The organism is Paraferrimonas sp. SM1919, from assembly GCF_010993985.1.
In the GTDB taxonomy this organism is placed as follows: Bacteria; Pseudomonadota; Gammaproteobacteria; order Enterobacterales; family Shewanellaceae; genus SM1919.
The window spans coordinates 90,395-104,849 of the sequence record NZ_WINH01000009.1 but is presented as its reverse complement, the minus strand read 5'-3'; the positions used below and the strand labels follow the sequence as shown (position 1 = coordinate 104,849).

General features: G+C 42.4%; 14 protein-coding genes and 4 tRNA genes. 14 read left to right on the top strand and 4 right to left on the bottom strand.

Features of this window, described 5'->3' with window-relative positions; translation table 11 throughout:
• Positions 1 to 12 precede the first annotated feature (12 nt).
• Positions 13 to 1,335: a Na+/H+ antiporter family protein gene (locus GFB48_RS07425; protein WP_163933358.1), complete on the bottom strand. Its 1,323-nt coding sequence runs from the start codon at positions 1,333 to 1,335 to the stop codon at positions 13 to 15.
• The gene (gene rnt, locus GFB48_RS07420; RefSeq protein WP_163933355.1) at positions 1,332 to 1,997 is read right to left on the bottom strand and encodes a ribonuclease T; all 666 of its coding nucleotides are present in this window, start codon (positions 1,995 to 1,997) and stop codon (positions 1,332 to 1,334) included. Before rnt ends, GFB48_RS07425 begins: the two co-directional genes overlap by 4 nt.
• Positions 1,998 to 2,157: 160 nt before the next feature.
• On the opposite strand from rnt, the gene GFB48_RS07415 reads away from it, so the two are divergent.
• From GFB48_RS07415 to GFB48_RS07360, 12 genes are all read left to right on the top strand, one after another.
• Positions 2,158 to 3,009 carry an OmpA family protein gene (locus GFB48_RS07415; protein ID WP_163933352.1) on the top strand — a complete coding sequence of 284 codons (852 nt, stop codon included), beginning with the start codon at positions 2,158 to 2,160 and terminating at the stop codon, positions 3,007 to 3,009.
• A gap of 398 nt (positions 3,010 to 3,407) precedes the next feature.
• Positions 3,408 to 3,809: a tol-pal system-associated acyl-CoA thioesterase gene (ybgC, locus tag GFB48_RS07410; RefSeq protein ID WP_163933349.1), complete on the top strand. Its 402-nt coding sequence runs from the start codon at positions 3,408 to 3,410 to the stop codon at positions 3,807 to 3,809.
• A complete protein-coding gene (gene tolQ / locus GFB48_RS07405) occupies positions 3,799 to 4,482 on the top strand; it encodes a protein TolQ (protein ID WP_163933346.1) in 684 nt (227 codons plus the stop codon). The genes ybgC and tolQ overlap by 11 nt, the downstream gene beginning before the upstream one ends.
• Positions 4,483 to 4,484: 2 nt before the next feature.
• A complete protein-coding gene (tolR, locus tag GFB48_RS07400; RefSeq protein WP_163933344.1) occupies positions 4,485 to 4,922 on the top strand; it encodes a protein TolR in 438 nt (145 codons plus the stop codon).
• Positions 4,923 to 4,924: 2 nt separating this feature from the next.
• Entirely contained in the window at positions 4,925 to 5,821 is an 897-nt protein-coding gene (gene tolA, locus GFB48_RS07395) for a cell envelope integrity protein TolA (RefSeq protein ID WP_163933341.1), read from the top strand.
• An 8-nt stretch (positions 5,822 to 5,829) separates the two neighbouring features.
• Positions 5,830 to 7,185: a Tol-Pal system beta propeller repeat protein TolB gene (gene tolB / locus GFB48_RS07390; protein WP_163933405.1), complete on the top strand. Its 1,356-nt coding sequence runs from the start codon at positions 5,830 to 5,832 to the stop codon at positions 7,183 to 7,185.
• A gap of 31 nt (positions 7,186 to 7,216) precedes the next feature.
• Positions 7,217 to 7,738 carry a peptidoglycan-associated lipoprotein Pal gene (pal, locus tag GFB48_RS07385; protein WP_163933338.1) on the top strand — a complete coding sequence of 174 codons (522 nt, stop codon included), beginning with the start codon at positions 7,217 to 7,219 and terminating at the stop codon, positions 7,736 to 7,738.
• Between the two features lie 15 nt (positions 7,739 to 7,753).
• On the top strand, positions 7,754 to 8,488 hold the full coding sequence (ybgF, locus tag GFB48_RS07380) for a tol-pal system protein YbgF (protein WP_163933334.1): 735 nt from the start codon (positions 7,754 to 7,756) through the stop codon (positions 8,486 to 8,488).
• A gap of 137 nt (positions 8,489 to 8,625) precedes the next feature.
• A tRNA-Lys gene (locus GFB48_RS07375) sits at positions 8,626 to 8,701 on the top strand.
• A gap of 47 nt (positions 8,702 to 8,748) precedes the next feature.
• Positions 8,749 to 8,824, top strand: a tRNA-Lys gene (locus tag GFB48_RS07370).
• A gap of 47 nt (positions 8,825 to 8,871) precedes the next feature.
• Positions 8,872 to 8,947, top strand: a tRNA-Lys gene (locus GFB48_RS07365).
• A gap of 47 nt (positions 8,948 to 8,994) precedes the next feature.
• Positions 8,995 to 9,070 (top strand) — tRNA-Lys (locus GFB48_RS07360).
• Positions 9,071 to 9,159: 89 nt separating this feature from the next.
• On the opposite strand, the gene GFB48_RS07355 is transcribed toward GFB48_RS07360, so the two are convergent.
• Positions 9,160 to 9,423, bottom strand: coding sequence for a GrxA family glutaredoxin (locus GFB48_RS07355; protein WP_163933331.1), 264 nt, complete (start codon positions 9,421 to 9,423; stop codon positions 9,160 to 9,162).
• A 71-nt stretch (positions 9,424 to 9,494) separates the two neighbouring features.
• A complete protein-coding gene (locus GFB48_RS07350; RefSeq protein WP_163933328.1) occupies positions 9,495 to 11,234 on the bottom strand; it encodes a DEAD/DEAH box helicase in 1,740 nt (579 codons plus the stop codon).
• A 174-nt stretch (positions 11,235 to 11,408) separates the two neighbouring features.
• Here GFB48_RS07350 and GFB48_RS07345 point away from each other — a divergent pair, with 174 nt between their 5' ends.
• Positions 11,409 to 12,038: a TetR/AcrR family transcriptional regulator gene (locus GFB48_RS07345; protein ID WP_163933326.1), complete on the top strand. Its 630-nt coding sequence runs from the start codon at positions 11,409 to 11,411 to the stop codon at positions 12,036 to 12,038.
• 13 nt (positions 12,039 to 12,051) lie between these two features.
• Positions 12,052 to 14,430 carry an acyl-CoA dehydrogenase gene (locus GFB48_RS07340; RefSeq protein WP_163933323.1) on the top strand — a complete coding sequence of 793 codons (2,379 nt, stop codon included), beginning with the start codon at positions 12,052 to 12,054 and terminating at the stop codon, positions 14,428 to 14,430.
• Positions 14,431 to 14,455: the final 25 nt, after the last annotated feature.

Here is a 14,455-nt window from a genome sequence, read left to right as displayed (position 1 = left end):
GGGCTTCGCCGGCTACAGCACCATTACCGCAATCCAGCCTGTCACTAATAACGGTAAGTTATAGTGTAGGAACGTTGGGATCACTGAGTCCCGAATATGATCATGTTGGCCATCAGCATTTAGGCCTGAGGTTGGCCCTAGGGTTGAATCTGAAGCTGGGCTGCCAGCATCACCTAATGCACCAGCGGTACCCACTAGTGCAATAATGGCCATTGGGCTGAAGCCAAATTCTAATGCCAGTGGTACATAGATGGTGGCAATAATTGGAATGGTCGAAAACGATGAACCAATACCCATAGTAATTAACAATCCAACAATCAGCATTGCCATAGCCGCCAATGCTTTATTTTGTCCTATTGAACCAGAAATAGCATCGACAAGTGCGGGTACTTCATTGGTTGCTTTGACTACCGAAGCAAAGCCCGCTGCGGCAATCATGATAAAACCAATCATGGCCATCATACGCATGCCCTCAAGTACCGCGTCTTGTTCACCATCTGCTTTTAAAGTACCACCTAATGAGAAAATCATGAAACCAGTAAGGGCACCAATGATCATTGAATCAGTGGTCAATTGCACTAATAAAGTGGCAATAATCGCGGTCAGCGCAATCAGCAGTTGTTTAGGCTCTACTTGTTTTGGTTCATTGTGAACTTGAGAAAGAGGCTTTTCTTGATACTGTCTTGGTTTACGGTAGCTGATAAATACAGCAACAAGTAAGCCAAACACCATTCCAGATGCAGGCAGTAACATTGCTTTAGGTACTTGGTTTAAAGCAACGGTTAACCCATTTTGTTGTAAATTTTGCAACAAAATATCATTTAAGAAAATACCACCAAACCCTAAAGGTAACACCATATAAGTAGTGACTAAACCAAATGTGATCACACAAGCGACAAGACGCCTATCCATCTGTAGCTCATTAAATAGGATTAATAATGGTGGGATCAGAATAGGCACAAAAGCAATGTGGATCGGCAGAATATTCTGGGAGCTTACGGCAGCCATCAGCACCAACGAGAGCAGAGCAAATTTAACCCAAACTAGGTTATTACCCTGTGGACTTTGATTAAACTTGGCTAATAATTTATGGGCAAGTAAATCAGTTATCCCACTGCGGCTCAAGGCAACCGCGAACGCACCAAGCATAGCATAACCTAAAGCAATTTTTGCTCCACCGCCCAAGCCTTCATTAAAGGCGCTAATGGTATCATTGATACCTAAACCAGCGCTAAGTCCAGCGACAATGGCACTGATTGTTAAAGCGATTACGACATTTATGCGGGCTAATGATAAGCCCAGCATTAAACAAACTGCAATGACTACCGCGTTCATTTGTTATCCTCTGTTGATTCTGGGGTGTCGATGGCTAATGGCCAGCCACCAAGTGCTTTGTAGCGGTTTACGATAAAGCAAAATAGCTCGGCAGTTCGCTCTGTATCATATAAGGCTGAATGGGCTTCTTTGTTGTTAAACTCGATCCCCGCTTGCTGACAAGCTTTTGCCAGCACTGTTTGGCCTAATGCTAATCCAGCCAAGGTCGCGGTATCAAAAGTGGCAAACGGGTGAAATGGCGTTCTTTTTAAGGCTGCTCGAGCGGTAGCTTGTTGAAAAAAGCCATTATCAAAAGCTGCATTATGGGCGACCAGTAATGCTCGGTGACAGCCAGTGTGTTTTAATTCTTTACGTACCGCTTTAAAAATGGCTTGTAGGGCGTCTTTCTCGGATACCGCAGCTCGCAAGGGGTTGAACGGATCAATACCGTTAAACTCTAATGCCGCTTTTTCTAAATTTGCACCTTCAAAAGGTTCAACATTGAAGTGTAGGGTTTCTTTAATGTAAAGGTCGCCTTGGTCGTTCATGGCGATTAAACTGGCAGCAATTTCGAGCATCGCATCGGTATGGCAATTAAAACCCGCAGTTTCAATATCAATAACGACGGGATAATAACCTCGAAAACGACTTTTTAAGGATAGACAGTTAATTTCGTCGGACATGGAAAAGCTCAATCAAAAAATATCAGCCTATTATCTACAATCCGGAACAAGAAGTCATTGCCCTATGCAACAGAAAAAGGATAAATTAGTCTTATGTTAGTAAAGCTTACGAGAAGTTTGCCGACTTTTACTATAAGTATTAAATTTTTGGGATGAGGTTGTGAGAAAATACGCATTAGGGATAATATTATTTTATAGTTGGGCACTCCAAGGCGCAGACATTTCGACACCTTTAAGCCAAGCCAAGTGGACGTTGCAATTCGATTCCCCCCTACAATGCCAGCTTAGTCATGATATCGCGAGTTTTGGTCAAGTTAAGATTGTAAAGCAAGCTGGAGAGCAGTACAGCCAATTTGTCTTAACTTCTAATCAAGTTAATAGGCTTTCACAAAAGGTTAAGTTTTTACAGCTTGCACCTCCTTGGCAACCGGGAGAGCAACCTAAAGAACTATTTGAAGCGGACTATCATGCTCATTTTGATCTTGTGCTCGGGGAGACTGAAACCCAAAATATCATTGAGGTATTAGCCCAAGGTGCCCAGACAGGTTTATTAATTAAAAGCGCACCACACCAGCAATATGGCAGGGTTGTTGTTCAACCTGTTAATTTTCAGAACAACTTTCAACGTTATCAAAAGTGTTTAAGTCGTTTACTCGATTATCGTTTTGAGGATATTGCATTAACCGTAATTGGCTATCAACATGGTAGTGAAAGGTTCACATTGAGTTCATTACAACAATTAAAAAAGATAAAGCGTTATTTAGCACTTCAGCCCGAAGTAACTGCGGTTATTATCTCAGCTTATACAGACAGCTATGGCACTCCGGCAAGCAATAAAACCATGAGTGAGAAACGGATAGAGGCGTTGCAGGCATATTTTAGTGATATTGGTATCGATGATCGTATCATCGTGAAAAATGCTTATGGTGAAAAACGATTTATAGATTCTAATGCGAGTGAATTTGGAAGAGCCAATAATCGTCGCGTGATGATAGAACTGAAAAGGGATTAAAAAAAACCCGCAATGAAAATTTATTGCGGGTTAGGGTATGGAAAATCAACAATTTAAAAGATAGTCAATCAAAAATGATGATTAAAAGTGAGCTGAGGTTGGGGTTCAGGTCACTAATATGTCGCTATATTAAGATTTAAATAGTCGCATATCAAACGAATAAAACTTTACAGGGACATTAGTTATTCTAATGAATGTTTGGTTTTATTTTTAGCTTTGGTCATCTGTTCAGCCTTAAGTCAGGCTCTTTGATTAGACTACCCCAATGCTTTGTTACATTTTCTATGAAAATTATTGATGTATAACTGCTTGAATAATGTTCGCTACCTCTGCTGAGGAATTTATATCATAGATGAACTCATGTATAGTGAGCGAAAATGAGCATGTTAGGGAAGCAAATGCAATTTAGTTGGCCTATTACAATTTATTATGAAGATACTGACGCTGGTGGGATTGTTTATCACGCCAATTATTTGAAGTTTTTTGAAAGAGCTCGAAGCGAATGGTTAACTCATTTAGGCATCAATCAATCAAAGTTATTAGCAGCCAAGTTAGGGTTTGTGGTGACTAAGGCTGAGCTTGATTTTGTTAAGGGCGCACAATTAGAACAAAAATTAAAGGTTGTGACTAAATTAGAAAAAGCTGCCCGTGCCAGTTTGTTATTTGTTCAGGAACTTCAAGACGATACTGGTGCCCTATATTGCCAAGGGAAAATTAAAGTCGCCTGTATAGATATGGAGAGTATGCGCCCCTGTGCGATACCAAAAGAGATATTAAAGGAGTTTACTTGTGGAAGCTGATATGAGCTTTTTAGGGCTTTTTTTACAAGCAAGTTGGTTAGTTAAAGTCGTTATGCTGACATTATTGCTGATGTCAGTGGTTTCATGGGCGATTATTTTACAAAAACGCAAGTTATTAGCGCAGGCTGTAATAGAGGCGGAAAACTTTGAGGATAAGTTTTGGGCTGGCACCGACTTAAATCAATTGTTTGCAGAAATAAAGCAAAAACAACAGGCCAATGCTTTAGAGCTGATGTTCAGTAATGGTTTTAAAGAGTTTGCGAGAAGCTCTAAATTAGCCAACTCTACTCCAGAATCATTAGTCAGTGGTGCCTATCGTGCCATGCGAGTAAGTTTAACCCGTGAAGTGGATAATCTTGAGTTAAAATTACCAACGTTGGCAACCATTGGTTCAATCAGTCCTTATATTGGATTGTTTGGAACGGTTTGGGGGATCATGAACTCATTTATTGCCTTAGGTTCAGTTCAAAATGCGACTTTATCTATGGTTGCCCCAGGTATTGCTGAGGCGCTAGTTGCGACTGCGATGGGACTTTTTGCTGCAATTCCTGCAGTAATGGCTTATAACCGTTATACGGTAAAAGTAGAAAAGCTAGAAAGTAGCTATGTAAACTTTATGGATGAATTTACCTCCATTTTGCAGCGCCAAGCTTATCAGGCAAAAGGTAAGTAACCATGAATGGCACTTATCAACGTCGTAGACGTCGTCCAGTTGCTGAAATTAACGTAGTGCCCTATATCGATGTCATGTTGGTGTTGCTGATCATCTTTATGGTTACCGCGCCGCTTATCACTCAGGGTGTGAAGGTGGATTTACCCCAGGGTGAAGCTGAAGCTTTACCAACTGATGCTAAGCCTCCTATTGTTGCTTCGGTTGATGCTGAAGGCTTTTATTACTTAGATGCTGATGGTAATGCCGGAGCAGATCAGCCCCTTGAGCTAGAAGACATGGCCACTCGTGTGGCAGCCTTAATCATTTTAGAGCCAGAACGTAATGTGGTTGTTCGTGGGGATGGTCAAGTCAGCTATAACAGAGTGATCCAGTTAATGATTACCTTGCAGTCGGCCGGGGTGCCTGCGGTTGGTTTAATGACTGAGCCAGAACAGGAGTAATAATGGCAACGGGTTTATTTAAAAAGTTTTTGTTAATTTCTGCCGTTGCACATGTTGTTGCGCTGGTAGCATTGGCATTTTCTGCTCAAAATCATACTCCAAAGCCAATAGTCGCCGCCCAGCCTAAAGTGGATATTGTTGAAGCAGTTGTTGTTGATAAAGCTAAGGTAGAAGAGCAAGTACGCAAAATTAAGGCTGAACGCGAACGCATTAAGCAGAATGAAATTGCAAGACAAAAAGCGGTCGATAAAAAAATTGCGGACTCTAAACGTGTGGCAGAGAAAGAGCGTAAGCGGCTCCAAGAGCTAGAACGCCTACGACAACAGAAACTCAAAGAAACAGAAAAGGCTAAGCAAGCGGCCGCCAAAGCAAAAGCTTTAGAAAAAGCAGAAAGACTAAAAGCGGAACAAGCGGCAGCAGAATTTGCCAAGGCAGAGGCGGAACGTAAACGTAAAGAAAAAGAGCGCCAACAAAAAGAAGAAGCTGAGCGAAAACGAAAAGCAGAAGCTGAGCGTAAGCGCAAACAAGAAGAGGCTCGTCAAAAAGCTTTAGAAGAAGAAATGGCGAGACAACTAGCGGCCGAGCAAGAGCAAATAGCACAAGCTCGAGCAAAAAGAGTGGTATCTGAAGTGGAAAGATACACGGCTCTAATTAGTGCGACTATCCAAAGAAATTGGAATAAAGATGAAACTATGCGTGGTAAGCATTGTCGTCTTAATATTCGCCTTGCTAGTGATGGATTTGTTACTAATGTAAGAGAAATCTCCGGAGACAGTCACGTTTGTGGAACAGCTATTTTTGCTGTCAAGAAAGCGGGTAAACTACCGGTGTCAAGCGAACCTGAAATTTATCAGCAGCTTAAGAATATCAATCTTACTGTTCAACCAGATTTTAATTAGGAATTATGATGCATTTTCGAGCGCTTAATTTTTTAATAGTATTGTTGTTAAGCCTAACGGCTAAATTGCATGCTGCTCCATTAGAAATTGTTATTACGGATGGTATTGATACTGCCAGACCGGTTTCAGTGATGCCTTTTAGTTGGCAGGGCCAAGGGCCGATCCCTTATGCTATTGATGAGGTTATTAGTTCTGATCTTACCCGTAGTGGTAAGTTTAAAACCATCCCATTAGACCAATTACCGCAACGAGTTGAGCAGGCGCAACAAATTGATTTTAACCTTTGGCAGCAGACCGAGGTTGAAGCGGTAGTAGTGGGAAGTATCGAGACTTATGGTATCGACCAATATAAAGTTAGTTTTGATTTGGTTGATATGATCCGTGCCCAAATGGCACTAAGCCAGTTAGCAACTTCTACGACTGAGCAAACTTTGGATAGTAAGGATTTTATTCTGGCATCCCAAGATGTCATTATTACGGCTAGAGACATGCGTCGTTATGGTCATAAAATTTCAGACATTATCTATGAAAAGCTCACCGGGGTGAAAGGCGCTTTTTCTACTAAGATTGCTTATGTAGAAGTACGTCGCCAAGAGAGCAAGCCTTACCGTTTAATTGTTGCTGATTATGATGGCGAAAATGCAGTGACTATTCTGTCCTCTTCTGAGCCATTGATGTCACCGGCTTGGTCACCTGATGCCAGTAAACTTGCTTACGTGTCTTTTGAAAACCGTCGTGCAGAGATTTATATACAAAATATTTATACACAAACCCGCGAAGTGATCAGCAGGACTCCAGGTATTAATGGTGCCCCTTCATTTTCGCCTGATGGCAACAAGCTTGCGGTAACGCTTTCAAAAGATGGCAATCCAGAACTGTATGTGATTGACTTAATCACTAAGACAAAATCTAGATTAACCCGTAACTTTACAATTGATACCGAAGCGAGTTGGGCCCCAGATGGTGAATCGTTAGTATTTACCTCTGAACGAGGTGGTAAGCCACAAATATATCAAGTACAGTTAAGTAACAAGAAAGTTCGTCGTCTTACCATTAATATGGGCGAATGGAACTTGGGCGGAAGTATTACTCCGGATGGAAGAAATTTAGTGTTTGTTAATCGAACCAATGGTTTATATCATATTGCACGCATGGATCTGGAAACTCGATTTATGCAGGTATTAACCACAACTCGATTAGATGAATCACCAAGTATTGCACCAAATGGTTCGATGATCATTTATGGTACAACTCATAATGGCAAGCAAGTCTTGGCAGCGGTATCTACCGATGGCAGGTTTAAAGCTCGCTTACCTACAGGTGAAGGCGAGCTTAAAGCACCCGCTTGGTCACCGTTTTTGTAATTCTTAAGATTATTTAAATAAGGAAAATAAAATGACTTTAAATAAACTTCTAAAAGCTATGTTAGTAGCTGCTCCAGCTTTCGCTATCACAGCTTGTAGCTCTACTTCAGGTACAGATTCATCTGCAACTGAAACGACGGTTGAAGCTCCTGCTCAAGTTGATACAGGTGCGGTTGAAGCTCCTCTATCTGCAGAAGAGATCCAACGTCAAAAGCAAGCTGAGCTTCGTCGTGAGCACATCATCTACTTCGATTTCGATCGTAGTGATGTATCTGCTGACTTCGCAGCAATCCTAGAAGCGCACGCTGAATACCTAGTTGCTAACTCTAACGTAACAGTACTTGTTGAAGGTCACGCTGATGAGCGCGGTACTCCAGAGTACAACGTTGCTCTAGGTGAGCGTCGTGCACAAGCGGTTTCTAAGTACCTACAAGGTCTTGGTGTAGCGGCAAGCCAAATCTCTATCGTTAGTTACGGTGAAGAGAAGCCTCTAGACGTATCAAGCACTGAAGAAGGTTTTGCTAAAAACCGTCGTGCGGTTTTAGTTTACTAATAGGAAGAACTTAGTATGAAGCGAGTTTTACTCGTAGGTCTACTAAGCATTTCGGGGGTTGCCATGGCAGCCCCCGCTCCCGTTGAGGACGCCCAATATTCTCAGGGGCAAATTTCAAAAATGGAATTGCTTGAGAGAAAATTAAAGGCGAGTACTCGAGGGCAGATCGAGTTGCAGCAACGTTTAGATGTGCTCCAACAAGAAGTGCTTGAGCTTCGTGGCCAAAACGAAGAATTGACCTACCAATTAGAGCAATTAGTCAAAAGACAAAGGCAAATATTCGATGAGTTAGCTGAGCTTTCCATGCAAAAGACAGCAATCGCTGTCACGCCAGCTACGCCTGAGTTCAATAGTAACACCCCATCTACCCAGTCTCTATCAGAGACCGATTCCTACCAAAAAGCTGTAGATCTTGTGATTAAGGCAAGAAAGTACGATCAAGCAATTCCAGCTTTTGAAAGTTTTATTAAGCAATATCCAAACTCGGCATTTGTAGCGAATGCGCATTTTTGGTTAGGGCAGCTTTTGTTTAATAAAAAGCAATATGATAAAGCTCAAACAGCATTTGCTCTTGTGGTCAATCAATACCCAAAAAGCCTTAAGGTTGCAGAGTCTTTAGTTAAGTTAGGTCAGATTGCTGTCGTGGCTAACAACAAGCCGCTAGCAACAAAGTACTTTAAGCAAGTAATTAAACAGCATCCTAAGACAACTGCTGCTACTATTGCACAGCAGGAATTGAATCAAATTTAGACCAATGCCGTTAAAAAAACAGGCGCTTAGTTTGTTTTTCGGACAAACAGCTAAAAATATTATATTAGCAGTTGCATGGAAGAATTAAATAGGTATTATAAGCGCCCGTTGAGACGAGATAGCTCTCAACATGATGTGGGTCGTTAGCTCAGTTGGTAGAGCAGTTGGCTTTTAACCAATTGGTCGAAGGTTCGAATCCTTCACGACCCACCACTATTTCGCCAAGTCGCGTCGGTGGCTGGGCAAAGAAAAATTAGCGTGGGTCGTTAGCTCAGTTGGTAGAGCAGTTGGCTTTTAACCAATTGGTCGAAGGTTCGAATCCTTCACGACCCACCACTATTTCGCCAAGTCGCGTCGGTGGCTGGGCAAAGAAAAATTAGCGTGGGTCGTTAGCTCAGTTGGTAGAGCAGTTGGCTTTTAACCAATTGGTCGAAGGTTCGAATCCTTCACGACCCACCACTATTTCGCCAAGTCGCGTCAGTGGTTGGGCAAAGAAAAATTAGCGTGGGTCGTTAGCTCAGTTGGTAGAGCAGTTGGCTTTTAACCAATTGGTCGAAGGTTCGAATCCTTCACGACCCACCACTATTACAAAAGACACCTTCATGGTGTCTTTTTTTATGGTAAAAACAAAAAAGGAGCTCAAGGCTCCTTTTGGGGTTAGCAAGTTATTATTATGCTGGTAACAGGTTGTGCTCTGTTACATAAGCGTCAAATTCAGTGAAGCCGCCAACGTGGTTTGAATCAACAAAAATTTGTGGCACAGTTTCTACTGGCTTGCCTACTGTTTTTTCTAAGTCAGCCTTGCTGATCCCTTCTGCATGAATATCTACATAACGATACTTGAAATCATCGCGTTTTTCAGTGAGGTTATCAGCTAATTGTTTAGCGCGAACACAGTATGGGCAGCCTGGGCGGCCAAAAATGACTACGAACATAGTTTTCTTTCCTATAAATCAATTTTGAGGCAGTTATAACACAGCGCCAGAATAAACTCTAGAGTAAACCCCTAGAAAGCATCTGTGGGCTTTTGGTGGCGGCCTTTATAATCAAAAAAGGCGTGTTCTATTTGCCAACCAAATTTGCTTTTTTTTAATATTAAAATATCTGGTTTTTTAAAACTATCTTGATTAGCTATAAGCTGGTTCAAATCTTCATAAGCTTCGAAGGTATCCGGTGCTTTGGCATGTCTGCGACTGAAATGGTGGTGTGCAAAATAGATTTGTTTAGTGGATTGCCAGTGGTAATGTTGCTCGACATTTTGAGCTTGTTCATCAAAGTAGGTTACTGTCAGCCTAGTTTGGTTTTTTTTATCATGGGTGATTGCTAGTGACATCGCACTGCATTTAAAGATATGGCGATCTTTCTGTTTAAGAACCGCGGCTAAATGTTTATCGACATCAACCAACAGGCTCTGACATTGATAGCAAGCTCTGGCGGCAATATCATTTTCTTGGCCACATTCAGGGCATATGCGTGAGCGAAACCTAAATTGACAGCGGTTATCCTCGACAAGTCCTTGGCAGCGTCTACCAAAGTGCTCAATGACATCACCATCACTATCTACTTTACCCCAAAAGGTGTTACCGAAGCCACATTCAGGGCAGGGCACTTGTACTGGTACACTACTGCTGTCTGGTTTGGCTTCACCGACTTCCGGAGCATATAAATCAAAGCCATTAGCGGCGTAATCAATCACCAGGCAATCTTCTTTATCAGCCGCTAAACGCAAGCCTCGGCCGACCATTTGCTGATATAAGCTGACCGATGCGGTCGGTCTTAAAATGGCAATAAAATCCACATGGGGCGCATCAAAACCAGTGGTTAATACCGATACATTGACCAGATACTTTAATTGCTTATCTTTGAATTCACTGATTATTCGCGCTCTCGTTAAGTTATCTGTTTCACTTGTGACTAAAGCCGCTTGTTCAGTATCGAGTAGTTTGATGATTTCATTGGCATGGGCAACGCTAGCTGCAAAAATGATGCATCCTTGGCGAGTCTGACAGATTTGCATGATTTGCTTAACAATTTGGCGAGTGGCTCGGCCTTGGGTGCTCAAAATTGCGTCGACCTGAGCGCTTGGGTAGTCACTATTAGGGCTCGCCTGTAAGCCATCAAAATGATACTGAGCACTGAGGCCATCAAACAGCTTCGGCTCAGTGAGAAAGCCTTGTTTGATAAGTTGCCTAAGGGGTAATTCAAACACACACTTAAAGAAAGGCTTTGGCCTATCAGAGCGAACAATGCCATGGTAATGCTGTTGATAAATCCAGCCAGTATCTAGACGATAAGGGGTGGCTGTTAACCCTAGTAGGCATAATCGTTGACTGTGCTTTCGAAGGTGCTCTAGTAACTGCAGATACTGAGAATCTTCGATGTCACTGACTCGGTGGCACTCATCAATGATAACTAACGAATAATCTTCACTAAAGCGTGTTGGAGCCCTAGCAGCACTTTGAATGCTGGCAACGACCACTTTGTTTTTGGTGTCCTTAGTATTTAACCCTGCAGCGTAGATGCTCATTTGCGTGCCAAGCAGGGAAATTTTTTGAGCGTTTTGTTCTACCAATTCTTTGACATGGGTGAGTACCAGAACTTTTTTACGGGCGATGCGGGCAAGTTCGGCGATAACAATGCTCTTACCTGCTCCAGTGGGTAAAACGATGACAGCAGCATCATTACTTGTTCGAAAATGATTGATCACTGCTTCGACGCTTTGCTGTTGGTATGGGCGTAATTTCATAACTTAATATTTTTACCGTTAGTGCGAGGCTTGTAAAGATGAAAAAGCTGTTTCAGAAAGGTTAATTGTTCGTTTGTATGTAATTATTTTCGATATGGCCTTAACAAACTTGACATGTTTTAAACTATTATTTAATTTAAACGTATGTTTGAATTTTGATTAATGGTTTTTTAGATGGCTGCTGCCAATAGCACGAAGCTTAAAATTCTAGAAACAGCAGAACACCTGTTTGCCGAGCAAGGATTTGCCGAGACCTCATTACGATTGATTACCGACGAAGCAGGAGTCAACCTAGCGTCAGTTAATTATCACTTTGGTTCTAAAAAGGAATTGATACGAGCAGTTTTAGCTCGTCATTTAGACATTGTCATGCCTACTTTAGAGCAAAACCTACTAGACCTGCAACATGATGCAAACATTAAACAGGTGCTCAATGCCCTAGCAATGGCAATTTTAGCATTGAACAACCAAAGTGCTGAAGGAACTCGAATCTTCTTACAGATTTTAGGGCGCGGTTACATGGAAAGCCAAGGGCATTTGCGCTGGTTTATCATGACCGAATATGGGCAGGCTTTGAATGTGTTTATTGAGCGAGTAAGTAATGCGATGCCGCAAATTAGTCGCTCAGACCTGTTTTGGCGTATGCACTTTAGTTTAGGTGCTATGATTTTTACCATTGGTTCTGGCAAAGCCTTGATAGAAATTGCTGAAGCAGATTTTTCTCAAAATAATAAAATTGAAAATATCGTCGACATGCTAGTGTCCTACGTCGCTGCTGGCGTAAGTGGCACAAGCATCAGTTAAGGAAAGCGAGATCATGTTAGATTTAGTTCTATTTATCCTGACGGTTACTATCGCAGTAATCGCCATCGTACTGGCAGTCCCAGGCTTTAGAAAGCAGCTGCTTTCGAAACCTGCTTTTGCTTATTTCAAACGTGTTCTACCCCCTCTGTCTATCACTGAGCGTGAAGCGATGGAAGCAGGTGAAGTTTGGTGGGAAGGCGAATTATTTGCTGGTTCACCAGATTGGAACAAACTGCACGCCTACCCAGCGAACAAGCTTACAGAAGAAGAACAGCATTTCATCGACAATCAGTTGCAAACGGCACTGAAGATGATTGACGACCATGATTTTGTGCAAAATCGTAAAGATTTGTCACCAGAATTATGGCAATACCTTAAAGATGAAGGTTTCTTTGCTCTTATCATTCCTAAAAAGTACGGTGGTCGTGAGTTCTCGTCATACGCTAACTCTACCATTGTAAGCCAAATTACGGCTCGCTCTTATAGCGTGGGCGTGACGGTAATGGTACCTAACTCATTAGGTCCTGGTGAACTATTAAGTCATTATGGTACTCAAGAGCAGCGTGATTACTGGTTACCTCGTCTCGCTGATGGTCGTGAAATCCCGTGTTTTGCATTAACTGGTCCTGAAGCTGGTTCGGATGCCGGCGGTATCCCAGATACCGGTGTGGTTTGTAAGGGTGAACACGAAGGTAAAGAAGTACTTGGTCTGCGTCTTAACTGGGATAAGCGTTACATTACCTTGGGGCCTATCGCGACGGTATTAGGTTTAGCATTCAAGATGCGCGACCCAGATGGTCTTTTAGGGGATAAGAAAGAGCTGGGTATTACCTGTGCTTTGATCCCAACAGATCATCCAGGTGTAATTAAATCAACCCGCCATAATCCATTAAATATGGCATTTATGAACGGTACTACCCGTGGTAAAGATGTATTTATTCCACTAGATTGGATCATTGGTGGTGTCGATTACGCTGGCCGTGGTTGGCGTATGCTGGTTGAATGTTTGTCTGCTGGCCGTGGTATTTCATTACCAGCGCTTGCGACCTCTACCTCTCACATGGCATTAAAGACAACCACTGCTTATGGTAATGTTCGTAAACAGTTCGGTGTATCACTTACTCAATTTGAAGGTGTAGAAGAAGCCTTAGCCCGTATGGTAGCCAATACCTACTTACTCGAAGCTTCACGTCGCCTAACTCTTGGCGCCCTTGATGCGGGTGTGAAGCCATCAGTGGTAACTGCGATGACTAAGTATCATATGACTGAACTTGGTCGTAAGGTATTAGATGATGCGATGGATATCCAAGCAGGTAAAGGTATCCAACTTGGCCCTAAAAACTACTTAGGCCATCACTACATGGGCGTACCAGTATCGATTACTGTAGAAGGCGCGAACATTCTAACCCGTTCATTGATGATCTTTGGTCAAGGTGCGACCCGTTGTCACCCGTACGTTCTTGGTGAAATGGAAGCGGCGGCAATGGAAGACCAAAATGCAGGTCTAGACAAGTTCGATAAACTACTTGTTAAGCATATTGGTTATGCCACGACTAATGCCTTTAAGAGCTTCTTTAGCGCTATTACGGCAAGTGCCTTTAACAGTTCCCCTGTTGCTGGTGAAACTAAGGGCTACTACAAACAAATGGGCCGTATTTCCGCTTCATTAGCGATTGTAACGGACATTTCAATGTTAGTTCTAGGTGGTGATCTTAAGCGTAAAGAAATGTTTTCTGCGCGCTTAGGTGATGTACTGTCTGAGCTTTACTTAGCTTCAGCAGCACTTAAGTGGTTTGAAGAAAATGGTCATACTCAAGAAGAGTTGCCAGTTGTGCATTACATCATGCAAAACCGTCTATACAATGCTTCAAAAGCGCTAGAGGGTGCGATCCGTAACTTCCCAAGTACCATCGCTCGCGGCTTGCTTAAACTGTTAGTATTCCCATTTGGTAATCACTTTAAGGTGCCAAGCGATGCGTTAGCCCAAGATGTGGCTCGTTCGGTTGCTGGTAATACTATTGTACGTCAACGCTTAACTCAGCTTTGTCCAGATCTTGAAGGTGATACCAGTGGTATTGCTGAGGTTGAGACTGCTTACCAAGCACAGCTGGCTACAGCGGCTATCCAGAAAAAACTGGCTAAAGCACAGCGCTCAGGCAAGCTTCCACGTAAAGTTGCTATCCCTGTGCTAGTTGACAAGGCTTTGGAGCAAGAGCTCATTGATAATGATGAAGCAAGTCAATTACTTGAGTTTGAAGAGCTTCGTAAAGCAGCAATGGCTGTAAATGATTTTGCTGAATTACCAGTAGTCAATACGGCTGCAAAAGCAACCAAAAAAACGACGACTAAGAAGGCCGCAGCAAAAAAAGATGATGAGACAGAAGTGGCTTAACCCGTAAGGGCAAGACAGTCATTGT